Source organism: Curvibacter sp. PAE-UM, from assembly GCF_001432305.1.
Classification (GTDB): domain Bacteria; phylum Pseudomonadota; class Gammaproteobacteria; order Burkholderiales; family Burkholderiaceae_C; genus Hylemonella.
The window spans coordinates 3,570,000-3,591,265 of sequence record NZ_KQ483358.1; the positions used below are offsets into that span (position 1 = coordinate 3,570,000).

Below are 21,266 nucleotides of genomic sequence, written 5' to 3' on the forward strand. Positions count from 1 at the left end.
GCCCCCTCCTCAGGGCTTGCCGCCGGCAGCAGCTTCCTGCAGGAACGTGCGCACCGGAACCAGCGTGGCCGCCGGGTCTTCCTCCTGCGGCACGTGGCCTAGTTGCTCGAACATCACCAGCTTGGCGCCAGCGATGTCGGCCGCAAAACGCTGCGCATAGGCCGGCGGGATCAGCCGGTCCTGCCCGCCCCAGAGGATGAGCGTGGGCAGCTTCAGGGTCTTGATGTCCCGCTCGCGCCCCGAGTCCATCTGGGCCAGGCGCTGTTGCAGCGCCGCGCCCAGCGCCTGCCGGTTGCCCGTGCGTCGCGCCATGTCGGTGTACAGGGCGACCAGCTCGGGTTGGACGCGCGAGGGATCGCCATAGACATTGCGTATCGAATGCGCCATCAGACCCGGCGGCAGGATGTTGGCCATGATGCTGCGCAGCGCCGGTGTGCCGGCGATGCGGAAACCCAGCGGCACCGACCGGGATGCGATGGGGTAACCCGCCGAGTCCACCAGAATCAGTCGGTCCACGCGTTGCGGGTGGGCATGGGCCACCGTCCAGGCCACATCGCCGCCCAGGGAATTGCCGCCGATGACAAAACGCTGCACGCCCAGCTTGTCCATCAGCGCGCCGACGAAACGCACGTAGACGTCCCGCGTGTAGTCGTTGTTGGCGTTCGGCCCGGTCAGGCCGAAACCCGGCAGGTCGAAGCGGATCACACGACGCGTCTTCTTCAACTCGCTGGCCCAACCCTCCCAGGTGTGCAGGCTCGCCGAAGTGCCGTGCACCAGCACGATGGGCAGCGGGTCTGCACGCGGGCCTTCGTCGCGCACATGCACCTGCAGGCTGTCCACATCGATGAACTGCGAAGGCGGCGGGGCCCAGCGGGCCTTGAGTTGCTCCACAGGAATATCCGGCGCCCAGGACCAGGCGATGAAGGCCCCCACCAGCAGGGCGAAGGCCAGGACGATGTAAGCCAGGATGCGCAGGATGAGTTTCATGGGGAGTGTCGAGGTAGTGGGCTGGGGGCAGTCTAGCCCCCGCGCGCCCTCCCCGCTGTCAAGCACCGGACAGGTTCTTGAAGATATGCCGCGCCAGCGCCCGCCAGAAATCAGCCCCCGAGTGCTCGCTGGCCAGGCGCGACACATCCCCATAGCCCTTGTGCAGGATGATGCCGATGATCAGCACCAGCAGCGCGATGGCCACGATCTGCAGCACGGTCTTGAAGATCGCGTCGGCGCGTGCGCTCATGGTGCCACCCGCGCGCCGTGTTCAGCCAGCAGCTCGCGCAGCACCGAGCGGTGGCAGTGCGCCTCGTCCTCGCAATAACAGCCCACCGAGAAATGGCTCTGCTGCGAGAGCGTGGCCAGCAGGCTCAGCGCGTGGCTGGCCTCGGGTGCGGCCATCTCCTTGCGGTAACGCTGGGTGAAGGCCTTCCACTGCGCAGGGGTCTCGGCCTCCTGCCCCAGCTTCATGGTCTCCACGCTGGGTGCCAGATTGGGGAACCAGACGTCGTACCAGTTCTGGCGCGCGAACTCGGCCTTGGGCACACCCCGTGGCGGGCGGCGCACCGTGCCGATGCGTGTGCCTTCATCGGGCAAGCGCGGGTTGCCTAGGCGGACGATGTGGACGGTCATGACTTGGCTCCTTCCATGATTCCTTGCAACAGGTACAGCGCAGGCATTCGATCAACCGCAGGATGGAGTTGCAGTGAGTCGTCGTGCAGACCTTCGTCGCGCCGGCAAGCCTGGGGACCCTCGACATGCACAAAGCGAGAAGGCGGCCCTGGCTACTGCAGATGTTCAGCAGCCGCTTGTATTGATTGGCGCACCGGTGACGCAGATTCCATGTCGGCACGGGACTACACAGATCCCACCTCAGATGCCGGATATACGACTGCAGGCGCTTTACCCAATGGTCCCCACTCGATCAGTTTCTTGCGCTTGAGGGGGAGTCCATATATGAAAGGTTAGGTGTCATTGCCCCTATCGCGAATGCGGCTGCAAGTAATATGTGCGCCGAATAGTCTCAACCTCCATGCACGCAATCGCATGAAACGAATTTAAGCCAGTCCCTTGGGCCATTTTTTCGCCAGCGTACGTGCAATGAGCATCTCTGAACTGAATCCAAGCACGCTGTGCTCTGACGAGATTCTGTTCTTCATGCAATTGACCATGCGACTTCAACTGCTTCCTTGCGGCGCTATAAACAACGTTCAATTGATCGTCCGCAAGCTTATAGAACTCGCTTGCGCACTGAACAGCTGTAGCCTCGGGACACACCCTAACCGGAATCGGTGCGTCTCGAATGTCACGCAACAACTCCGGTGGGAAAGCGAGCGGCTCTCCGGCCGCCAACACACCGGCACTGAGACTGACCGATATCAAGAACACTGCGGCTCGCAAAACGTCGGAAACTGACATGTGACACCTAACGTCGGAGCGCACTGGACGCCGCAAGCGCGAAGCGCTGGAGGCGGTCCGCGTGCCGCGAAATGTTAGAGCGCATTGCCGATAGCAACATCGCCAGGCTGGAGGGAAACAATTCAACTAAAGGGACCCACATAGCCGTCATTTGGACGCTCCTGGAACGAAGCCACCCCAACCGGTTTGAACAATTGAAAACTCAATTGTTCTCGTTTGATCTGGCAATACAACATCGGCAACCAACATCCAGTTTTTTCCAGAGATCTCCGGCCGATTCACAACGCGAATGGAATATGTGTGTCCGTCAGGCCCCTGAAAAGTCGGCAACGTTGCGACCATGTGCGCCAGCGCCTTTGCGGCGATTTCACCGACGGCTATGAGTTCTTCTTCGGGAGTCATGACAATGCCCTCTAACTAGATATAGACCGCAAAAGTGCGGAATAACATGGCCGAGTGTTCATCGTGTGCGCATCCCCTGATGCAGCTAAGTGCTTGTTTTGCAAGAGCATTATCCATGCGGGCAGGCAGCCGGCAAGCCATTAACAAACCGTGAAACCCGGCAAAACCGCGGAATAACATGGCAGCGCCACGGAGCCTGCGGCGTCAGCGGCACTGCAAGTTCTTGATTTCATTCGGTGTTTTCGTGGATCTGCTGCTGCGGGCGCATGAACAGATCCGACCAACCCCGCAAGCAGGCTAAAAGGAATGCAGCTTCAGCTGCGTTGCAGCAGATGCGCGTGCACCGCACCGGCCTTCAGATGCCGGTACAGCGTTAGCCCCAGCGGCGCCAGCTGCTCTTCGTTCCAGGCACTCGGCGCTTCAAGATAGATGTAGCCCTCTGGCGCCAAGGCGCGCGCGGCAGCCTGCAAGGCCGGCTCGAACAGGTTCGCGTCAAAGGGCGGATCGAGGAAGACCAGGTCGGCACTGGCGGCCGGCCAAGCCTTCAGCGCCGCGATGCCTTCGCCGCGCTGCACCTGCACGGCGCCCGCCTGCAGTTGCTCCTTGCTCTTGCGGAGTTGCGCCACCAGGGTGCTGTCCTGCTCCACCAGCGTCACTTCCTTGGCACCGCGCGAGGCGGCTTCGAAACCGAGAGCGCCGGTGCCGGCGAAGACGTCCAAGCAGCGCCAGCCCGTGAGGTCCTGGCCCAACCAGTTGAAGAGGGTTTCTCGCACGCGGTCGGGTGTGGGGCGCAGGCCGGGTTTGTCGGCCACGGGCAGCTTGCTGCGTTTCCACTGGCCACCGATGATGCGCACCTCGCCGGCAGGTTGGCCCGTGAGCGGGCGACCCGCGGTTTTTTTCGCGGCTGGGGATTTGGCAGTCGCAGCGCGAGCGGAAGGCGCGGCAGTCTTGGAGGCGGCCCGCATCAGGAATGCGCCGTTTCTGCGTGCAGCTTGATACCGAGCGCCGACATGACTTTAAGGATGGTGGCAAAGCTGGGATTGCCCTCGCCGGAGAGTGCCTTGTACAGGCTCTCGCGGCCCAGACCGGTGTCGTGCGCCAGTTGCGTCATGCCTTTGGCACGGGCGATGGTGCCCAGGGCCTTGGCGATGAAAGCCGCGTCATCGCCAGCCTCGTCCAGACAGGCCTGCAGATAGTCGACCATGTCTTCGTCGGTCTTGAGGTGTTCGGCGCTGTCCCATTTGCGCAGTTTGAGGCTGGCCATGAATCGATGCTCCTAAAGTTGCCGCGCCAGTGCCAGCGCGGTCTTGATGTCAGCGGCCTGCGTGGACTTGTCGCCACCGGCCAGCAGGATCACCAGCTCCACACCGCGCTGGGTGAAATACACGCGGTAACCCGGTCCATGGTGTATGCGCATTTCCGAGACTCCTTCGCCCACGGGCGCGCAATCGCCGAAGTTGCCGTCTTCGGCCCGGTCGATGCGCACCTGCACCCGGCGCGCGGCCTGCCGGTCCTTCAGGCCGGCGAACCACGCATCGAAGACCTCGGTGGTGTGGATGGTCTTCACGGAACAGGATTGTATATTTTGGGATACACACCGTCAAGGCCGTTCAAGGCTGACCGCCGACCACCACCGTCACCATCCGGTCCGGCTGCAGCTTGCGCGCGAAGGCCGCGCGGATGTCGGCCACCGTCACCTTGGCCACCTGCTGGGTCCAGGTGTCCAGGTAATCGAGCGGCAGGCCGTGGGCGGCGATGTTGGCCACGTTGTCCAGCAGCTTGCGGTTGTTGTCGATGCGCAGGGCGAAGCCGCCCACCAGGTTGTCCTTGGCGGCTTTCAGCTCGGCTTCTGTGGGGCCGTCGGCCACGAAACGGCGCAGCACCTCGCGCGCCACCTGCACGGCCTGCGCGGCCTGGTCGGGCCGCGTCTGCAGGCCGATGGTGAAGGCGCCGGCGTGCAGGCCGGGAGCGAAGTAGCTGTAGACGCTGTAGCTCAGACCGCGCTTCTCCCGCACCTCTTCCGTGAGGCGCGAGACGAAGCCGCCGCCCCCCAGGATGTAGTTGCCCACGGTCAGGGTGAAGAAATCCGGGTCGTCGCGTTTGAAGCCGGGCTGGCCGATCAGCACATGGGCCTGCGCAGAATCGAAGGGGATGTGCTTTTCCACCGCGGCGCTCAGCGGCTGCACCTCGGCCACCGGGGGCAGCGCTTCGCAGGCAGCCGCGGGCAGGCGCGCGAGCAACTGCGTAACCAGTGCGTCGGCCTGCGCGCGCGTGACGGCGCCCACGATGCTCACCCTGGCGCGGCAGGGCTTGAGGTAACGCGCGTGCCAGGCCTGCATATCGGCCACGCTGATGCGCGCCAGGGTCTGCTCGTTGGTGTCGTGGCCATAGGGATGGTTGCCGTACACGGCCTGGTTGAAGGTGCGGCCGGCGATGGTGGCCGGGCGGGTGTTGGCTTCGCGCAGTGCGGCCACCGTGCGCTCGCGCTCACGCGTCCACACGGCTTCGGGGTAGGCGGGTTCGGCCAGCTGGCGTGCCGCCAGGGCGGCAGCGCGGGCCAGCAGGTCGGGGTAGGTCAGCGAGCGCAGGGAGAAGCTCACGCGGTCGCCGCCATCGCTGCCGCCGAAGGACGCGCCGAGGTCGGCCCAGGCCTCGCCCAGGGCGTTCTCGTCCAGCGCCGGATCATTTCCTTTCGCGCGGATGCCCTTGCTCATCAAGCCCACGCTCGCCCCCGTCAGGCCGGCCTGGGCGGCCGGGTCGCGGCGGCCGCCGGCGTCGAACTCGATGCGCACGTCCACCATGGGCACGGTCGGGCTCTCCACCAGCCAGACGCCGGCGCCGCTGGCCTGGGTCCAGTGCTGGATGGGGATGCCGGCCTGGGCCAGACCGGCCAGACCGAAGAGCAAGGCACAAGCTACGTTTTTGATAGCAATCATCTTGACTTTCATGGCCGTCCTTTAATGGCGGCTGCCGGCGGCTGGCTGGCGGCGCGGACGGTTGGGGTCGGGTGGCTGCGGCAGCAGATGCGCCACGGTGAGTTGGTCCTCACCGAAATAACGGGCGGCCACGGACTGCACCTGGGCTGCGGTGACACCGCGCAGGCGCGCCAGCAGCTGGTCGTTGGTGTCCAGCGGAAGGCCCAGCACCCAGTAGGTGCCGATCTCGCGCGCCTGGTTGAAGAGCGAGTCGCGTTTGTAGACCTCGCTGGCGATCCACTGGGTCTTCACGCGCTCCAGCTCGGCCGCGCTGATGCCTTCACGGGCCACGCGCGCCACCTGCTCGCGCAATGCGGCTTCCACCTGGGCGGCCGTCTTGCCCGGGGCGGGCACACCGTCGAGCACGAACATCTGCGGGCCACGGCCCAGCAGGCCGTTGCTGGCGCCCGCGCTGTCGGCCACGCGGTCGCTGCCCTGGGTGAGTGCGCGCTCCAGGCGCGCGCCGCTGTAACCGTCGAGCACGGCGGCCAGCACGGTGAGGGCCAGGGCATCGTCGTTGGCCGGGTCGCTCTCGCTCAGCGAGCGCAGGCCCGGCACCTTGAAGGCCAGGCTCACATAGGCCTGGTCGGCCGGCGCCTTCACCGCCACGCGGCGCAGGCCGGCCTGCAGCGGCTCGGTGCGCGGCTTGCGTGCGGGCACGGCACGCGGTGCGATGCGGCCATAGTGCTTGTCCGCCAGGCGCTTGACCTGGGCGGCGTCCACGTCGCCCACCACCACCACCACGGCGTTGGCCGGCACGTACCACTTGCGGTAGAACTCGCGTGCGTCGTCGGGGGTCATGCTCTCCAGATCACTCATCCAGCCCACGATGGGTCGGCGGTAGGGCGAGGCCGTGTAGGCCGTGGCGTTGAGCGTTTCATACAGCAGGGCGCGCGGGTTGTCTTCGGTGCGCATGCGGCGCTCTTCCTTGACCACCTCGATTTCCTTCTTGAACTCGGCATCGGCCCAGCGGTTGTTGGCAAAACGGTCGGCCTCCAGCTTCATCACGTCTTCCAGGCGGGTGGCCGGGATCTGCTGGAAATAACCGGTGTAGTCCGTGCTGGTGAAGGCGTTCTCTCGCCCGCCCAGCGCCGCCACACGGCGCGAGAACTCGCCGGCCTTGAGCGTGCGCGTGCCCTTGAACAGCATGTGCTCCAGCACGTGGGCCACACCGCTGCTGCCGTCCACCTCGTCCATGGAGCCCACCCGCAACCAGACCATGTGCACGGCTGTAGGGGCGCGCCGGTCGGGCTGGACGATGAGCGTCATGCCGTTTTCGAGGGTGTATTGCTGGGCACGTGGCTGCGCCAGGACCGGGGCCGCCAGCAGGGCAAAGAAGGCCAGAAGGAGGGGGGTGTAGCGTTTCATAGAATGCTCTGATTCTAAGAACGCCCCATATGTTCAGTTTTTTCAAGAAAAAAGCCCCTGCTGAAGCCACTGCCAGCCCCACGGAACCAGCACGCCAGGGCTGGCTGGGCAAGCTGCGCGCCGGCCTGCGCAAGACCGGCGCCAGCATCAGCACCGTTTTCACGGGCACGCAGATCGACGACGCGCTCTACGAGCAGCTGGAAGAGGCCCTGCTGATGGCGGACGCTGGTGTGGCGGCGACGCAGTTCCTGCTGGACGACCTCAAGCGCCGCGTCAAGGAGAGCAAGACCACCGAACCGGCGGCCGTCAAGGGTCTGCTGGTCGATGCCCTGGCCGATCTGCTGGCGCCGCTGGAAAAGCCGCTGGCCATCGGCGCGCACCAGCCCACGGTGATCATGGTGGCCGGCGTCAACGGCGCGGGCAAGACCACCTCCATCGGCAAGCTCACGCACCACCTCTCCAACGACGGGGCCACGGTGCTGCTGGCGGCGGCCGACACCTTCCGCGCTGCCGCGCGCGAGCAGCTCATGGTCTGGGCCGAACGCAACACGGTGGAGATCGTGCACCAGGCCGGCGGCGACCCGGCCTCGGTCTGCTTCGATGCGGTGAGCGCCGGCAAGGCCCGCGGCAAGGACGTGGTGCTGGTGGACACAGCGGGCCGCCTGCCCACGCAGCTGCACCTGATGGAAGAGCTGCGCAAGATCAGGCGCGTGGTGCAGAAGGCCGACGCGACCGCACCGCACGAGGTGCTGCTGGTGATCGACGGCAACACCGGCCAGAACGCGCTGGCCCAGGTGCGCGCCTTCGACGAGGCCCTGGGCCTGACCGGGCTGATCGTCACCAAGCTCGACGGCACGGCCAAGGGTGGTGTGCTGGCCGCGATTGCGCGCGAGCGGCCGGTGCCGGTGTATTTCATCGGCGTGGGCGAGCAGCTCGACGAGCTGGAGACCTTCAAGGCGCGCGAGTTCGCACAGGCGCTGCTGGACTGAGCATTTCTTCACGCTTGGCGCACGTACGCAGCGCCAGCTGACGCAGAACGGCCTGTCCATGCCTCAATGAGGGGTGGCAAACCTTGTAGGATGGAGACGCGAGGCCGAAAATTTTCAAGCCATCTCCTATTGATCGCCCCGCGCAGGAGTTTGTCACCGACCGGATGTCCTGGCAGCCGACGCTGACCTTCCTGCACTACGCGATTGTCACGATCCTCTCGGGCAGTCTTTGCTTCGGGGCGGTCATCTTCATCCTGCTGCCGCAGTACAGCACCCTGGCCTGGGGTCAGCTGGTGATGTCCGCGGTGGCGCTGGTGGGGGCCTGGCTGCTGGGGCGCAAGCAGTACCAGGCCGCCGTGATCTGGATGGCCAGCGGCGTGTGGGCCACGATCACCGGCATCGCCCTGTTCCACGACGGCGTGCGCACGCCGATCTACTTCGCCCACCCCATCGTGGTCATCTTCCTGGGCTGGGTGGTCAGCACGCGCGCCGCCATCATCACGGTCGTGCTGACCTCGGCCACCACCATCGGCTTCATCATGGCCGACACCCTGGGCTGGCGGCCGGTCTCGGCGCCAACGCCGGCCCTCCTGCACGGCATCGTGCAGGTCTTCGTGCTCCTGCTCTCCGCGGCCCTGGTCATCTATCTGGTACAGGCCTACCGCGAGCGGCTGGAGCAGATGCAACGTGCCAGCGGCGAGATCGCGCGCGCCAACGAGGTGCTGCGGCAGTCCGAGCTGAAGTTCGCCACGGCCTTTGCCTCCAGCCCGGTGGCAGCCTCCATCGTGACGGTCGAGGATGGGCAGATCCTCGCCGTCAACGACAATTTCCAGCGTGATTTCGGCTGGACCCGGACCGAGATGGAAGGGCACCGGGTGGAAGAGGCCGGGCTCTGGCTGGACCTGCAGTTGCGCCAGCAGTGGGCCGAGTTGCTGCGCCGGCAGGGCCGCACGCTGAACTTCGAGACCATGTGGCGACACAAGAACGGTGCGCTGCGCAACGTCAGCATCGCGGGCGAGATCATCGATCTCGATGGCGTGGCCTGCGTGCTGGCCTACACCACGGACATCACGGCACGCAAGGCCGCCGAGGAGCAGATCCAGCGCCTGGCCTTCTTCGATCCGCTGACCAGCCTGCCCAACCGGCGCCTGCTGATGGACCGCCTGGAGCAGGCCATGACCGCCTGCACCCGCCACCAGCGCCAGGGCGCGCTGCTTTTCATCGACCTGGACAACTTCAAGACCCTCAACGACAGCTACGGTCACGACAAGGGCGACCTGCTGCTGCAGCAGGTGGGCGCGCGCCTGGTCGAGGGCGTGCGCGACGGCGACACCGTGGCACGGCTGGGCGGTGACGAGTTCGTGGTGATGCTGGAAGACCTCAGCGGCAATGCGATGGAAGCGGCCACCCAGGCCGAAACCGTGGGCCGCAAGATCATGTCTGCACTCAATGAGAGCTACGACATCCAGCCGCTCAGCGTCCACAGCACGCCCAGCATCGGCATCACGCTGTTCGGCGCGCAGCACGAGAACATCGAGGAGCCGATCAAGCGCGCCGACCTCGCCATGTACCAGGCCAAGTCGGCCGGCCGCAACACCATCCGCTTCTACGACCCGCGCATGCAGGCCATGGTGGCAGCACGCGCAGCGCTGGAGCGCGACCTGCGCCTGGCCCTGCAGCTGGAGCAGTTCGTGCTGCACTACCAGCCCCAGGTGCAGCGTGGCGGCCTGGTCTCGGGGGTGGAAGCGCTGCTGCGCTGGCATCAGCCAGAGCGCGGGCTGGTGCCGCCGGGTGAGTTCATTGCGCTGGCCGAAGAAACCGGTCTCATCGTCCCGCTGGGGGAACACATCCTGGACCTGGCCTGCGAACAGCTGGCACGCTGGGCTGTGCAGCCGGGCATGGCCCACCTGACGCTGTCGGTCAACGTAAGCCCGCGTCAGTTCCAGCAGGACAACTTCGTGCAGCAGGTGCTGGACGCGCTGGCGCGCACCAGCGCACCGCCGCAACGCCTCAAGCTCGAAATCACCGAGAACCTGCTGATCACCAATGTGGACGAGGTGATCGCGAAGATGACGTTGCTCAAGGCGCGCGGCGTCGGTTTTTCGCTGGACGATTTCGGCACCGGCTATTCCTCGCTGTCCTACCTCAAGCGCCTGCCGCTGGACCAGCTCAAGATCGACCAGGGTTTCGTGCGCGACATCCTGGTCGATGCGAACGACGCGGCCATCGCACGCATGGTGATCGTGCTGGCCGAAAGCCTGGGACTGGAGGTGATGGCCGAAGGGGTGGAGACGATCGAACAGCAGCAGGCCCTGCAGGCCCAGGGCTGCCACGCCTACCAGGGTTATCTGTACAGCCGCCCGCTGCCGCTGCAGGACTTCGAGCAGCTGGCGCAGCGACCGGGCTGGCCGGTCATCACGCCGGCCGCCTGATCCGCGTCAGCGAACCACCAGGCGCCCCGGCGCCTCGCCCGTGATCTCGCCGATCTCGGCCGCGGCCTCGAAGCCATGCTGGCGGAAGATGGCCAGCACCTGCGCTACCGTCTCTGGCGTGCAGCTCACCAGCAGGCCGCCGCTGGTCTGCGGGTCGGTCAGCAGGGCCTGGTCCACCTCTGCAAAACCGGGCGGCAGCGTGACCGAGCTGCCATAACCGGCCCAGTTGCGGCCCGAAGCGCCGGTGACCATGCCCTGGGTCGCCAGCTCGCGCACACCATTCAGCAGCGGCACACGCGCCCAGTCGATCTTGACCGTGCAGTGGGCGCCGCGCGCCAGCTCCAGGCCGTGGCCGGCCAGGCCGAAACCGGTGACGTCGGTCAGGGCGTGCACGCCGGCCAGCTCGGCCAGCTCGGGGCCCGGGGTGTTGAGTTTGGTGGTGGTGGCGATCATCTGCGCGTAACCGGCAGCGTCCAGCGCCTCCTTCTTCAGCGCGGCCGAGAGCACGCCCACGCCCAGCGGCTTGCCAAGGATGAGGCGATCGCCCACGCGCGCATCGGCATTGCGCTTGACGCGTTTCGGGTGCACCAGGCCCATGGCCACCAGGCCGTAGATGGGCTCCACGGAATCGATGGTATGGCCGCCGGCGATCGGGATGCCGGCTGCGCGGCACACCGCCTGGCCGCCGGCCAGGATCTTGCCGATGGTGTCGGTGGACAGCACGCTGATGGGCATGCCCACCAGGGCCAGCGCCATGATGGGCTTGCCGCCCATGGCGTACACATCCGAGATGGCGTTGGTGGCGGCGATGCGGCCAAAGTCGTAGGGGTCGTCGACGATGGGCATGAAGAAGTCGGTGGTGGCGATCAGCGCCTGCTCGTCATTGATCTGGTAGACGGCCGCGTCGTCGGCGGTCTCGATGCCCACCAGCAGTTCGGCCGGCACCGGCATGCCGCTGCCGCTCTTGAGGATTTCGGAGAGCACGCCGGGGGCGATCTTGCAGCCGCAACCGCCGCCGTGCGAGAGCGAGGTCAGGCGGGGTTCGGGCTTGGGAAGGGTCATGTTGTTCATGTGAGATCCTGGAGCAGCGCCAGCAGGGCTGCACGTTCGGCAGCCGGCGCAAACAGCGGCGCGCGAAGGCGACATTTTGCCTGCAAGCCGGCGATCCTGCTCGACGCCTGCCCCATGTCCGCACGACACGCCTGCAGCAGTTCCGCAAGCGCCGCCGCATCCCCCCAGGGGAAATAAGCCGGGTAGTCGGCGCCCAGCATGCCCACGTTGCCCGGAATGCGCGAGGCCAGCACCGGCGTGCCACTGCAGACAGCCTCCATCAGCACATGCGCGCCACCCTCCATGCGGCTGGCGTGGATCAGCAGATGGGCACGCTGGATGTGCCGGCGGGTGGCCTCGTGCGCCAGGCCGCCGAGCCAGCGGTAATGGGGGCAGGCGGCCATGGTCGCGCGCGCCTGTTGTCCCAGCACCGGATCGAGCGCCTCGCCGATGTGGTCGATGTGGATGTCGTGCCGCTCGCGCAGCAGGCGCGCCGCCTCGAACAGGGTCTGCGGCGACTTCTCCTCGCGCAGATGGCCCACCATGACGGCGCGCAGGTGGCGACCGGTCTTCTCCAGCGGCCGGCGCGCCGTGGTGGACTGGAAGATCACGCGCGTCTTGCCGCGGTACCCGGCAGGCAAGGCCTGCGGCCCCTGGTCCTGCAGCACGACCAGCCGCTGCGCCAGTGCCAGCGAGCGCCGCGCGGACACCTCTTCATGGATGTCGCGGTAGAGGTCGGTGCCCGTCAGCACCACGGCCAGGCCGCGGCCCGGCTGCGCCTGTGCCCAGGCCGCGATGGACGCCGCGCTGCGGCGTGCGTGCAGTGCCAGCAGGGCGACGGCCCCGGGGTGCTCATCGGGCTGCCATGCCTTGACGATCCGGGTGCGGTAGTGGCCGGCCAGCAGGCGCGACCAGCGCCAGGCGGTCTGCCAGTTGCCATTGTTGGCATCGGCCAGCGCCGGGCTGACGATGATGACCAGCGGCAGTGTCATGGTCCAGGCCACCCGCCGGGCCGCCCCAGGAGGCAGCGTACGCAGTGCGCGTGGGGGAGCTTCATCCTTGCGCCCAGTACATGGCAAACCAGCCGCGCTCGTCCGTCCAGGCCTGCACGCGCGCAAAACCGGCCGCGGCCAGCAGGGCCTGGAAATCGGCCAGGGCGTATTTGCAGGAGTTCTCGGTGTGGATGCGCTCGCCCTGCGCAAAACGGCGTTCGCCGCCGGGCCAGCGCACGGTGATTTCGCGCCGGGCCTGCAGGTGCATCTCGATGCGCGAGGCCGCCGCGTTGAAAAAAGCCACGTGCGACCAGTCGTGCACGGCAAAGTCGCTGCCCAGCACGCGGTTGATGTGCAGCAGCAGGTTCTTGTTGAAGGCGGCCGTCACGCCCAGCGCGTCGTCGTAGGCTGCTTGCAGCACGTCCGTCGGCTTGACCAGGTCCACCCCGATCAGCAGGCCGCCACCCTGCGCCTGCGCGCGCACCTGGCGCAGGAAGACCAGCGCCTCCTCGGGGGTGAAATTGCCGATGCTCGAGCCCGGATAGAACAGCAGGCGCGGGCCCTCGCCCACCTCGGGTGGCAGCGCCAGCTGCGAGGAAAAATCCAGCCCCACGCCCAGCATGTCCAGCGCGGGGAACTGGCGCTGCAGGCACTGCAAGGCGTTGTTCAGGTAGTCCACCGAAATGTCCACCGCCACGTAACGCGCCGGCTGCAGCAGGCCGAACAGGCGCGCCGCCTTCTCGCAGTTGCCGGCGCCCAGGTCCACCAGGGTGGCGCCCTTGGGCACCTCAGCGGCGATGGCCGCCCCATGCGCGACCAGCAAAGCGGCCTCGGTGCGCGTGGGGTAGTACTCGGGCAGCTCGGTGATGGCGTCGAACAGGCGCGAACCCAGCGGATCGTAAAGATACTTGGGCGAGGTCCGCGCCGGCGTGGCCAGCAGGCCCCCGGCCAGCTCCTGGCGCAGCGCCGCGCGGTCTTCGTGGTAGAGCTGGATGAAACGCGGCTGGCGCAGCCCGGTGAGTGACATGCGGCCAATATAGCAGCCGCCCCGTCCCGCAACAGGCGCCCCGGGCATTGTGGTTTCCACGGCTGGCGGCCCTGGTCATCCTGGCGCACAATGCCCGGTCAAGATGTTTACACTAGCAATCAAAGTGTAGACAATTCGAGCCTGGTGAACCTGAACCACGCACTGCATTCATAAAAGGAGACCTTCATGAAACGTCGTACCCTGCTGGGCGCCAGCCCCCTGTTGCTGGCCCCGACCCTGCTGCACGCACAAAGCTACCCCGTCAAACCGATCCGCTACATCGTGCCCGTGGCCGCCGGCGGCGGCAGCGACATGGTGGGCCGCACCGTGACCGAGCGCTGGGGCAAGGCACTGGGCCAGACTTTCGTGGTCGACAACCAGGGCGGCGGCGGCGGTGTCATCGCCAGCCAGAACACGGCCAAGGCCGCACCCGACGGCTACACCCTGATGCAGGGTTATGTGGCCACGCACGGCACCAGCCCGGCCACGCGCAAGCTGCCCTACGACCCGATCAAGGACTTCACGCCCATCGGCATGATCGGCGGCACGCCCAATGTGCTGGTGGTCAATGCGGCCATTCCCGCCAAGGACGTGAAGGAGTTCGTGGCCTACCTGCGCGCCAACCTGGGCAAGGTCAGCTACGGCTCGGCCGGCGCGGGCTCGCTCACCCACCTGACCATGGAGCTGTTCAAGCAGCAGATCGACTCCTTCATGGTGCACATCCCCTACCGCGGCGTGGCCCCGGCCTTCACCGACCTGATCGGCGGCCAGACCCAGGCCATGTTCCCCGGGCTGGCGGCGGCGCTGCCGCACATCCGCTCGGGCCGTGTGCGCGCCCTGGCCGTGACCGGCGCGCAGCGCCATCCGCAACTCAAGGACACCCCCACGCTGGACGAACTGGGCTACAAGGGTTTCGACGCCATGCAGTGGTATGGCGTGGTGGGCCCGGCCCAGATGCCGGCGGCCATCGTCAAGCAGCTCAACGACACGCTCAACGCCGTGCTCAAGGCACCGGACATGCGCGAGAAGCTCTCGATCGAGGCCATCGAGCCCATGCCCATGAGCGCGGACGCCTTCGGCAAGTTCATGCGCGAGGACATCGCACGCTGGACCCGGCTGGCCAAGGACCGCAACATCCAGCTCGACAGCTAAACTTCAATCCGACCGCGACCCGGCAGCCGCCGGGTCGCTCCTTTTTTCATAGCAAACGAAGATTTCCCATGGCCCGCAATACCCAGGTCACCGCCGACCACAACGCCCCCGCCGTCACCCAGACCCTGGCCCGTTTTGTGGCCACGCATCCTTCACGCGGCTGGAGCGACGCGGTGGACCACGAAGCCCACCGCACTTTCATGAACTGGCTGGGTTGCGCCGTGGGCGCTGCGCAGCACGAGTCCGCGCACGCCGCGCTCGGGGCTGTCGCCATGCTGCAACCGGCGCAGCAGGCCAGCGTGCTGGGTCGCGCCGACAAGGTGGACATGGCCAGCGCCGCGCTGGTCAACGGCATCACCTCGCACACCTTCGACTTCGACGACACGCACCTGAAGACCATCATCCACCCGGCCGGCCCCGTGGCCTCGGCCGTGCTGGCGCTGGCCGAGCACAAGGGTCTGAGCGGCCGCGCCGTGATCGACGCGCTGGTGCTGGGCATCGACGTCTCCTGCCGCGTGGGCAACACCATGTACCCCGAGCACTACGACCGCGGCTGGCACATCACCGGCTCCACCGGCATGCTGGGCGCGGCCGCGGGCTGCGCGCGCCTGCTGGGCCTGGACGAACAGAAGACCGCCATGGCGCTGGGCATCGCCGCCTCGCAGCCCATCGGCATGCGCGAGCAGTTCGGCACCATGACCAAACCCTTCCATCCGGGTGGTGCGGCACGTGCCGGCCTGATGTCGGCGCTGCTGGCCAGCCAGGGCTTCACGGCCAGCCCCAAGGCGCTGGAAGCCCCGCGCGGCATGATCCAGACCATCTCCACCAAATACGCCTGGAACGAGATCACGGATGAGCTGGGCCAACGCTTCGAGATCTCCTTCAACAGCTACAAGCCCTTTGCCTGCGGCATCGTGATCCACCCCAGCATCGACGCCTGCAGCCAGCTGCGCGCGCAGGGCGTGAAGGCAGACGATGTGGAGCGCATCGAGCTCAAGGTGCACTCGCTGGTGCTCGAGCTCACGGGCAAGAAGGAACCGGCCGACGGCCTGCAGGGCAAGTTCAGCGTCTACCACGGCTGCGCCTGCGGCCTGATCTTCGGCAAGGCCGGTGAAGACCAGTACGCCGACGACATCGTCAACCGCCCCGACATGGTGGCGCTGCGCCGCAAGGTGGTGGCCACGGTGGACGACAGCATCGACGAGGCCAGCGCCGACGTGACCGCCGCGCTCAAAGACGGCCGCCGCGTGCATGTGTTCGTCAAGCACGCCATCGGCTCGCTGGAAAACCCCATGACCGACACCATGCTGGAGACCAAGTTCCACGACCTGAGCGACCCGGTCATCAGCAAGGCCAAGACCAGCGAACTGATCGCCGCCTGCTGGAAGCTGGGCAGCATCGGTGACGTGCGCCAGCTCACGGCCCTCGCCCGGCCTTGATCGCCCAAACTTGATCTGCATCAAATCCAGGCCCGGCCTGGTTTGACAGTCCCGGGGGGCCTGCTTATAAGAGAGCCTTGCACACTGCAAGGCTGTCATGTCACTGATCGAAGCGAGCGCGGTCTCCAAAATCTACCGCTCCGGCGATGTCGAGTTCTACGCGCTGCGTGATATCTCGCTCACCATCGACGTGCGCGAATTCGTCGCCTTCGTCGGTCCGTCCGGCAGCGGCAAGTCCACCCTGCTCAACCTGATCGGCTGTCTCGACCACCCCAGCAGCGGCCGGCTGACCGTGATGGGAACGGACGTGGCGGCGCTGGACCGCAAGGCGTCCGCCCACTTTCGCGGCGAGAACCTGGGTTTCGTGTTCCAGGAGTTCAACCTGGTGCCCGTGCTGTCGGCCTACGAGAACGTCGAGTACCCGCTGCTGATGGTGCGCGGCTGGGCGCCTGAAAAACGGCACGCGCAGGTCATGAAGCTGCTGGACGCGGTGGGCATGGCGGCACAGGCCCACAAGCGGCCCGACCAGCTCTCCGGTGGCCAGAAGCAGCGCGTCGCGGTGGCGCGGGCCCTGGTGTCCGAACCCAAGCTGGTGCTGGCCGACGAGCCCACGGCCAACCTCGACCATGAAACCGCCCACAAGGTGATCGCCCTCATGAAACAGATGCGCGACGACTACGGCACCACCTTCGTGTTTTCCACCCACGACCCCAAGATCATGCAGGCGGCCGAACGCACGCTGATGCTGGAAGACGGACGCCTGGTCAAGGAGGTACAAGCATGATCGCCGTTCTTCGCCTCTCGGCGCGCAACCTGATGCGCTACCACCGCCGCACCTGGCTCACCGCTGGCCTGATCACGCTGGGCGTGCTCGCCATGCTGCTCTTCGTCTCGGCGGCCGGCTCCTTCAAGCAGGTCATGATCGGCCAGATCACCGACAGCCTGCTGGGCCACCTGCAGGTGCACCGCAGGGGCTACGTGGCCTCAGTGGACAACCTGCCGCTCAACCTCAACCTCTCGCCGCAGCTGATCGCCAAGGTCAAGGCCGAACTCGATGGCGAGCCCGCCGTTGCCGCCTATTCGGTGCGCCTGAAGCTGGGCGCCATGTTCAGCAACTTCAACGAGACCACCAGCATCCGCCTCAACGGCATCGACCCGGTGGCCGAGGACGCCGCCGCGCCGGGCCTGCGCACCCGCATCATCGAAGGCGGTCGCGAAGGCCCCCTGCTGGCGCCCGGCGAACTGCTGATCCCCGAGCTGCTGGCGCGCGGCATGAAGGTCAAGGTCGGCGACTCGGTGGTGCTGGTGGCGACCAACCGCGAGGGTTCGGTCAACGGCAAGAACTTCAAGGTGCGCGGCGTGCTCGAACCCGTGACCGGCCCGGGCGGGCGCGACGCCTACCTGCACACGGACGACGCGCGCGAGCTGCTGCGCATGGACGAGGCCGAGGCCATGGAAATCGTGGTCCGGCTCAAGGACCTGGGCAAGCTCGACAAGGTCACGGCCTCGCTGGGTGCCCGGCTGGAGCAGTTGACCAATCCGCAGGGCCGGCCCGTGCTGGAGCTGCACGACTGGAAGGGGCTCTCGCCCTTTGCCAACATCGCCAGCATGATCGACCTCATGACCCTGTTCATCCGCGTGATGCTGGTGGCCATCGTGCTGACCAGCGTCATGAACGTGATGCTGATGGCCGTGTACGAGCGCATCCGCGAGATCGGCACCCTGGCGGCCATCGGCACGCCGCCGAGCCGCATCCTCGGCCTCTACGTGGGTGAAGGCCTGCTGCTGGGCCTGCTGGGCGCCATCGTCGGCGTGGCCCTGAGCGCGGCCGTGGTGGGCCTGCTGAACCTCTACCCCCTGCAGTTCCCCTTCGGCCGGCAGATGATCACCCTGCACCCCACGCTCTCGGCAGGCGAGATGCTCTCCGTCGCCCTGCTGGTGGTGGGCATGGCCGTCATCGCCAGCCTGCAGCCGGCCTGGCGCGCCTCGCGCATGGACCCGATCCAGGCACTGCGCCATGTTTGAAAGTCCCCGCATGAAACTGAAGAACATCCTCGCCCTGGCCTGCCTCTGCCTGCCCGCCGCCGTGCTGGCCCTCGACGGCAAAGCCCTGCTCGAAAAGGTCGACCGTAATCTCGAACCCGAGGCCTACGAGATGACGCGCAAGCTCATCAACGAGGAGCCCGACGGCAAGCGCAAGGAGTTCATCCTCTACTCGGTCAAGAAGGGCCGCGACAAGGTGGCCGCCCTGTTCCTGGCGCCGGCCAGCGACAAGGGCCGCAGCACGCTGCGCCAGGGCGACAATATGTGGCTCTACATCCCCAACGTGGGCAAGCCGGTGCGCATCACCAGCCTGCAGTCGGTGACCGGCGGCGTCTTCAACAACGCCGACATCCTGCGCGTGGACTATTCCGAGGAATACGACGTCACCAGCGCCAGCGAAGAAGGCGCCAACTACCTGCTCGACCTCAAGGCCAAGACCGGCGCCGTGGCCTACGACCGCCTGAAACTCACGGTGGACAAAAAGACCGTGCTGCCCACCCGCATCGAAGCCTACGCCGCCAGCGGCATGCTGGTGAAGACCCTGCACTTCAAGGACGTCAAGGACTTCGGCGGCGGCATCCGCCGCCCGGCCACGGTGGAGACCGACAGCCCGCTGTACAAGGGCTACAAGTCCGTCATGCTCTACGCGGCCGTGAAGAAACGCAACGTGGCCGACGAAGTCTTCACGCTGAACTTCATGTCGCGCCTGGACGAGTTGCGCAAGTGAGCCGCAGCGCCGTCACGGCCTGCCTGCTGGCCGCCGCCGTGGCCAGCGCCCATGCCGCCGGCTACAGCTTCGATCTCTCGGAAATCGAGCGTTCCCCCTGGGAGTTGAATGGCTTCGTCGAAGCCAAGGCCGAGCACTTCAACCTGCGGCCCGGCAGCGCGCTGTACCCGCTGAACTTTCCCGGCACCGCCCCGCGCAGCGAACTGGACCGCCAGAGCGCCGGCTACGAACTCGCCGGCAAATACCAGCGCGACACCCTCACGCTGTACGGGCGGCTGGCGGGCACCGCCGCGCATGACGCGCTGGCGACCAGCAGCAACTCCACCTGGCTCGAAGCCGGCCTGCGCCTGAGCCCGGCCACCGGCCTGTCCTTCGATGCCGGCAAGCAACTGCAGCGCTGGGGCAAGGGCTACGCCTGGAACCCGGTGGGTTTCTTCGAGCGCCCCAAGGACCCGAGCGACCCCACGCTGTCGCGCGAAGGTTATGTGATGGCCAGCGCCGACTGGGTCAAGAGCCTGCCGGGGACGCTGGCGACGGTGGGCTTCATGCCCGTGCTGATGCCGGTCAACCGCGACCTCAACAGCGACTACGGCACGCCGGACAAGCTCAATGCCGGCGCCAAACTCTATCTGCTGTGGGCCGACACCGACATCGACCTGCTGTGGGCCGGCGAAGGCAGCCGCCCCGAGCGCATCGGCCTGGACTTCTCGCGCAACCTCGGCAGCCAGCTGGAACTGCACGGTGAATGGGCACGCAGCATCAGTACCACGCAGCGCGTGGTGAACACCGACGGCAGCGTCGGCACGCGGAACGGCCATGCCGACAGCTGGCTGCTGGGCCTGCGCTACCTGACAGAGAACGAAGCCACCTGGATCCTGGAGTTCTATCGCAATGGCTCGGGTTATGCCCAGGACGAGCTTCGCTCCTTCTATCAACTGGTCGGCGAGGCCTTTGCACCCGGCGGCACACCCGCCGAACAGACGCTGGCCCGCTCACTGGCGCAATCCGGTTATGCGCGCCCCACGGCAGGCAGCCACTATGTCTATCTGCGCGTCAGCGTCAAGGACCCCTTCGACTGGCTGTACGTCACACCGGCGCTGACCATCATTGCCAATGCGAACGACCGCAGCTGGCAGGCAGCGCCCGAACTCAGCTACACCGGCTGGCAGAACGTCGAACTGCGCGTGCGCGCCATCCTGCTGGACGGCGCTGCCGGCACCGAGTTCGGCGAGAAGGCCACGGGGCGGCGCCTCGAGCTGCTCGCCCGGCTCTATTTCTGAGACCTGCGCCTGGTACTGCGACCCGGCTCACGCAGCAGGTGGAGATGCCGGGGTCAGCCCCCGAGCGCTGCCATCGAATACGCCAGGTTCTCGCGCGCCCGGCTTTCGATTTCTTCACGTATCGATGGCGTGTTGTAGATCGGCTGGCGCGCCAGGAACTCCTTGAGGATCTCGCGGCGCTTGCGCCGGAACAGGAAACCCGGCACCCATGCGTACTCGGCACGCACCTGCTCCTCGTATTCGAGGAAACGGGGCTTGGGCGCGCCCAGGATGGACAGGTCGATATCGACCAGCAGTTGCTGGTCGCCCCCTGTGGGGAGAACTGCATGACGGGTGGCCATGATGTGCCCGGCGATGCGGGCGATGGCTGCAGCGCCAACCCCTGCCGCCTTCAGATCAGCCTGCGCCCACGCCGCACTGCGGGCTTCGTTGTCCTTGCCCCGCACGTCGTACACCGCGTCGTGGAACCAGAGCGCCAGTTCCACTTCCGCCGGCTGCTCTGCCAGTTGACGGTACCCGTCGAACAGCGCAAGACACTCACCGAGATGCTGGAGCGTGTGGTACCGGCGCTGTGGCTCAGCCCAGGCGGCCAGCAGGCGATCCATCAGGACCATGCCATCACCGGCAGCACCCAGTGTTGACCAGCAGCGGGTCCAGGACGCCTGCAAGCTGCTTCGATTTGACAGTTCCTGCATGGGGCTCAACTCCGGGCCGGCAGCTTACTGTGCGCGCCGCTGCTCGCGCAGCATGAAGAGGTACAGGCCCTCCACCTTCTCGCGCGCCCAGGGCGTCTTGCGCAGGAACTTCAGGCTGGAGCCGATGCTGGGGTCCACGCTGAAGCAGCGCACCGGGATGCGCTCGGCCAGGCCGGACCAGCCGTAATGCGCCACCAGCGCCGTGACGATGGCCTCCAGCGTCAGGCCGTGCAGCGGGTTGCGCGGCTGGGCGGGAGGGGCAGGCGTGGACACGGGCAGCCCGTCG

Annotated in this window: 23 protein-coding genes; 8 read left to right on the forward strand and 15 right to left on the reverse strand. The window is 66.7% G+C overall.

Features of this window, described 5'->3' with window-relative positions; genetic code table 11:
- Positions 1–9: 9 nt before the first annotated feature.
- The 10 genes from AO057_RS17015 to AO057_RS17050 form a co-directional block, all read right to left on the reverse strand.
- Positions 10–987 carry an alpha/beta fold hydrolase gene (locus tag AO057_RS17015; protein ID WP_057677062.1) on the reverse strand — a complete coding sequence of 326 codons (978 nt, stop codon included), beginning with the start codon at positions 985–987 and terminating at the stop codon, positions 10–12.
- Positions 988–1,045: 58 nt separating this feature from the next.
- On the reverse strand, positions 1,046–1,237 hold the full coding sequence (locus AO057_RS17020; RefSeq protein ID WP_057677063.1) for a hypothetical protein: 192 nt from the start codon (positions 1,235–1,237) through the stop codon (positions 1,046–1,048).
- The gene (locus tag AO057_RS17025) at positions 1,234–1,623 is read right to left on the reverse strand and encodes a DUF488 domain-containing protein (RefSeq protein ID WP_057677064.1); all 390 of its coding nucleotides are present in this window, start codon (positions 1,621–1,623) and stop codon (positions 1,234–1,236) included. The genes AO057_RS17020 and AO057_RS17025 overlap by 4 nt, the downstream gene beginning before the upstream one ends.
- 348 nt (positions 1,624–1,971) lie before the next feature.
- On the reverse strand, positions 1,972–2,409 hold the full coding sequence (locus tag AO057_RS18530) for a lysozyme inhibitor LprI family protein (protein ID WP_082605608.1): 438 nt from the start codon (positions 2,407–2,409) through the stop codon (positions 1,972–1,974).
- Between the two features lie 147 nt (positions 2,410–2,556).
- Entirely contained in the window at positions 2,557–2,811 is a 255-nt protein-coding gene (locus AO057_RS17955; RefSeq protein WP_156404603.1) for a hypothetical protein, read from the reverse strand.
- 314 nt (positions 2,812–3,125) lie between these two features.
- Positions 3,126–3,776: a 16S rRNA (guanine(966)-N(2))-methyltransferase RsmD gene (gene rsmD / locus AO057_RS17030; protein ID WP_057677065.1), complete on the reverse strand. Its 651-nt coding sequence runs from the start codon at positions 3,774–3,776 to the stop codon at positions 3,126–3,128.
- The gene (locus tag AO057_RS17035) at positions 3,776–4,075 is read right to left on the reverse strand and encodes an addiction module antidote protein (protein ID WP_057677066.1); all 300 of its coding nucleotides are present in this window, start codon (positions 4,073–4,075) and stop codon (positions 3,776–3,778) included. The genes rsmD and AO057_RS17035 overlap by 1 nt, the downstream gene beginning before the upstream one ends.
- A 12-nt stretch (positions 4,076–4,087) precedes the next feature.
- Positions 4,088–4,378 (reverse strand): type II toxin-antitoxin system RelE/ParE family toxin, encoded by a 291-nt coding sequence (locus AO057_RS17040; RefSeq protein WP_057677067.1) that lies wholly within the window; start codon positions 4,376–4,378, stop codon positions 4,088–4,090.
- A gap of 43 nt (positions 4,379–4,421) precedes the next feature.
- On the reverse strand, positions 4,422–5,747 hold the full coding sequence (locus AO057_RS17045) for a M16 family metallopeptidase (RefSeq protein WP_057677068.1): 1,326 nt from the start codon (positions 5,745–5,747) through the stop codon (positions 4,422–4,424).
- A 21-nt stretch (positions 5,748–5,768) separates the two neighbouring features.
- Positions 5,769–7,154, reverse strand: a complete 1,386-nt coding sequence (locus AO057_RS17050) for a M16 family metallopeptidase (protein WP_057677069.1) — start codon at positions 7,152–7,154, stop codon at positions 5,769–5,771.
- A 29-nt stretch (positions 7,155–7,183) separates the two neighbouring features.
- Between AO057_RS17050 and ftsY the strand changes: the two genes are divergently transcribed.
- A complete protein-coding gene (gene ftsY, locus AO057_RS17055; RefSeq protein ID WP_057677070.1) occupies positions 7,184–8,143 on the forward strand; it encodes a signal recognition particle-docking protein FtsY in 960 nt (319 codons plus the stop codon).
- A gap of 164 nt (positions 8,144–8,307) precedes the next feature.
- Positions 8,308–10,575 carry a putative bifunctional diguanylate cyclase/phosphodiesterase gene (locus AO057_RS17060; RefSeq protein WP_057677071.1) on the forward strand — a complete coding sequence of 756 codons (2,268 nt, stop codon included), beginning with the start codon at positions 8,308–8,310 and terminating at the stop codon, positions 10,573–10,575.
- Between the two features lie 6 nt (positions 10,576–10,581).
- Here the strand turns inward: AO057_RS17060 and selD are convergent, their stop codons facing one another.
- From selD to egtD, 3 genes are all read right to left on the reverse strand, one after another.
- Positions 10,582–11,646: a selenide, water dikinase SelD gene (selD, locus tag AO057_RS17065; protein WP_205630049.1), complete on the reverse strand. Its 1,065-nt coding sequence runs from the start codon at positions 11,644–11,646 to the stop codon at positions 10,582–10,584.
- Positions 11,643–12,617 carry a selenoneine biosynthesis selenosugar synthase SenB gene (gene senB / locus AO057_RS17070; RefSeq protein ID WP_057677072.1) on the reverse strand — a complete coding sequence of 325 codons (975 nt, stop codon included), beginning with the start codon at positions 12,615–12,617 and terminating at the stop codon, positions 11,643–11,645. The genes selD and senB overlap by 4 nt, the downstream gene beginning before the upstream one ends.
- 61 nt (positions 12,618–12,678) lie before the next feature.
- On the reverse strand, positions 12,679–13,644 hold the full coding sequence (gene egtD / locus AO057_RS17075; protein ID WP_057677073.1) for an L-histidine N(alpha)-methyltransferase: 966 nt from the start codon (positions 13,642–13,644) through the stop codon (positions 12,679–12,681).
- Positions 13,645–13,830: 186 nt separating this feature from the next.
- Here egtD and AO057_RS17080 point away from each other — a divergent pair, with 186 nt between their 5' ends.
- The 6 genes from AO057_RS17080 to AO057_RS17105 all read left to right on the forward strand — a co-directional run bounded on the left by AO057_RS17080 (position 13,831) and on the right by AO057_RS17105 (position 20,285).
- Positions 13,831–14,796, forward strand: coding sequence for a Bug family tripartite tricarboxylate transporter substrate binding protein (locus tag AO057_RS17080; protein ID WP_057677074.1), 966 nt, complete (start codon positions 13,831–13,833; stop codon positions 14,794–14,796).
- Positions 14,797–14,864: 68 nt separating this feature from the next.
- Positions 14,865–16,235 carry an MmgE/PrpD family protein gene (locus AO057_RS17085; RefSeq protein WP_057677075.1) on the forward strand — a complete coding sequence of 457 codons (1,371 nt, stop codon included), beginning with the start codon at positions 14,865–14,867 and terminating at the stop codon, positions 16,233–16,235.
- 97 nt (positions 16,236–16,332) lie between these two features.
- Positions 16,333–17,019 carry an ABC transporter ATP-binding protein gene (locus tag AO057_RS17090; RefSeq protein ID WP_057677076.1) on the forward strand — a complete coding sequence of 229 codons (687 nt, stop codon included), beginning with the start codon at positions 16,333–16,335 and terminating at the stop codon, positions 17,017–17,019.
- The gene (locus AO057_RS17095; protein WP_057677077.1) at positions 17,016–18,260 is read left to right on the forward strand and encodes an ABC transporter permease; all 1,245 of its coding nucleotides are present in this window, start codon (positions 17,016–17,018) and stop codon (positions 18,258–18,260) included. The genes AO057_RS17090 and AO057_RS17095 overlap by 4 nt, the downstream gene beginning before the upstream one ends.
- Positions 18,253–19,005, forward strand: coding sequence for an outer membrane lipoprotein-sorting protein (locus AO057_RS17100; RefSeq protein ID WP_205630050.1), 753 nt, complete (start codon positions 18,253–18,255; stop codon positions 19,003–19,005). Before AO057_RS17095 ends, AO057_RS17100 begins: the two co-directional genes overlap by 8 nt.
- Entirely contained in the window at positions 19,002–20,285 is a 1,284-nt protein-coding gene (locus tag AO057_RS17105) for a hypothetical protein (protein WP_057677079.1), read from the forward strand. Before AO057_RS17100 ends, AO057_RS17105 begins: the two co-directional genes overlap by 4 nt.
- 53 nt (positions 20,286–20,338) lie before the next feature.
- Here the strand turns inward: AO057_RS17105 and AO057_RS17110 are convergent, their stop codons facing one another.
- Complete coding sequence (locus AO057_RS17110) at positions 20,339–20,980, reverse strand: HD domain-containing protein (RefSeq protein WP_057677080.1); 642 nt, start codon at positions 20,978–20,980, stop codon at positions 20,339–20,341.
- 24 nt (positions 20,981–21,004) lie between these two features.
- Complete coding sequence (locus AO057_RS17115; RefSeq protein ID WP_082605609.1) at positions 21,005–21,253, reverse strand: VF530 family protein; 249 nt, start codon at positions 21,251–21,253, stop codon at positions 21,005–21,007.
- Positions 21,254–21,266 lie beyond the last annotated feature (13 nt).

What these genes read in the sequence shown, in the direction of transcription:
- AO057_RS17020 (WP_057677063.1), bottom strand. Translation starts at nt 1,237, where the DNA reads ATGAGCGCACGCGCCGACGCGATCTTCAAGACCGTGCTGCAGATCGTG.
- egtD (WP_057677073.1), bottom strand. Translation starts at nt 13,644, where the DNA reads ATGTCACTCACCGGGCTGCGCCAGCCGCGTTTCATCCAGCTCTACCAC.
- senB (WP_057677072.1), bottom strand. Translation starts at nt 12,617, where the DNA reads ATGACACTGCCGCTGGTCATCATCGTCAGCCCGGCGCTGGCCGATGCC.
- AO057_RS17015 (WP_057677062.1), bottom strand. Translation starts at nt 987, where the DNA reads ATGAAACTCATCCTGCGCATCCTGGCTTACATCGTCCTGGCCTTCGCC.
- AO057_RS17100 (WP_205630050.1), top strand. Translation starts at nt 18,253, where the DNA reads ATGTTTGAAAGTCCCCGCATGAAACTGAAGAACATCCTCGCCCTGGCC.
- selD (WP_205630049.1), bottom strand. Translation starts at nt 11,646, where the DNA reads ATGAACAACATGACCCTTCCCAAGCCCGAACCCCGCCTGACCTCGCTC.
- rsmD (WP_057677065.1), bottom strand. Translation starts at nt 3,776, where the DNA reads ATGCGGGCCGCCTCCAAGACTGCCGCGCCTTCCGCTCGCGCTGCGACT.
- AO057_RS17085 (WP_057677075.1), top strand. Translation starts at nt 14,865, where the DNA reads ATGGCCCGCAATACCCAGGTCACCGCCGACCACAACGCCCCCGCCGTC.
- AO057_RS17110 (WP_057677080.1), bottom strand. Translation starts at nt 20,980, where the DNA reads ATGCAGGAACTGTCAAATCGAAGCAGCTTGCAGGCGTCCTGGACCCGC.
- AO057_RS17060 (WP_057677071.1), top strand. Translation starts at nt 8,308, where the DNA reads ATGTCCTGGCAGCCGACGCTGACCTTCCTGCACTACGCGATTGTCACG.
- AO057_RS18530 (WP_082605608.1), bottom strand. Translation starts at nt 2,409, where the DNA reads ATGTCAGTTTCCGACGTTTTGCGAGCCGCAGTGTTCTTGATATCGGTC.
- AO057_RS17045 (WP_057677068.1), bottom strand. Translation starts at nt 5,747, where the DNA reads ATGATTGCTATCAAAAACGTAGCTTGTGCCTTGCTCTTCGGTCTGGCC.
- ftsY (WP_057677070.1), top strand. Translation starts at nt 7,184, where the DNA reads ATGTTCAGTTTTTTCAAGAAAAAAGCCCCTGCTGAAGCCACTGCCAGC.
- AO057_RS17050 (WP_057677069.1), bottom strand. Translation starts at nt 7,154, where the DNA reads ATGAAACGCTACACCCCCCTCCTTCTGGCCTTCTTTGCCCTGCTGGCG.
- AO057_RS17955 (WP_156404603.1), bottom strand. Translation starts at nt 2,811, where the DNA reads ATGACTCCCGAAGAAGAACTCATAGCCGTCGGTGAAATCGCCGCAAAG.
- AO057_RS17080 (WP_057677074.1), top strand. Translation starts at nt 13,831, where the DNA reads ATGAAACGTCGTACCCTGCTGGGCGCCAGCCCCCTGTTGCTGGCCCCG.
- AO057_RS17090 (WP_057677076.1), top strand. Translation starts at nt 16,333, where the DNA reads ATGTCACTGATCGAAGCGAGCGCGGTCTCCAAAATCTACCGCTCCGGC.
- AO057_RS17035 (WP_057677066.1), bottom strand. Translation starts at nt 4,075, where the DNA reads ATGGCCAGCCTCAAACTGCGCAAATGGGACAGCGCCGAACACCTCAAG.
- AO057_RS17025 (WP_057677064.1), bottom strand. Translation starts at nt 1,623, where the DNA reads ATGACCGTCCACATCGTCCGCCTAGGCAACCCGCGCTTGCCCGATGAA.
- AO057_RS17095 (WP_057677077.1), top strand. Translation starts at nt 17,016, where the DNA reads ATGATCGCCGTTCTTCGCCTCTCGGCGCGCAACCTGATGCGCTACCAC.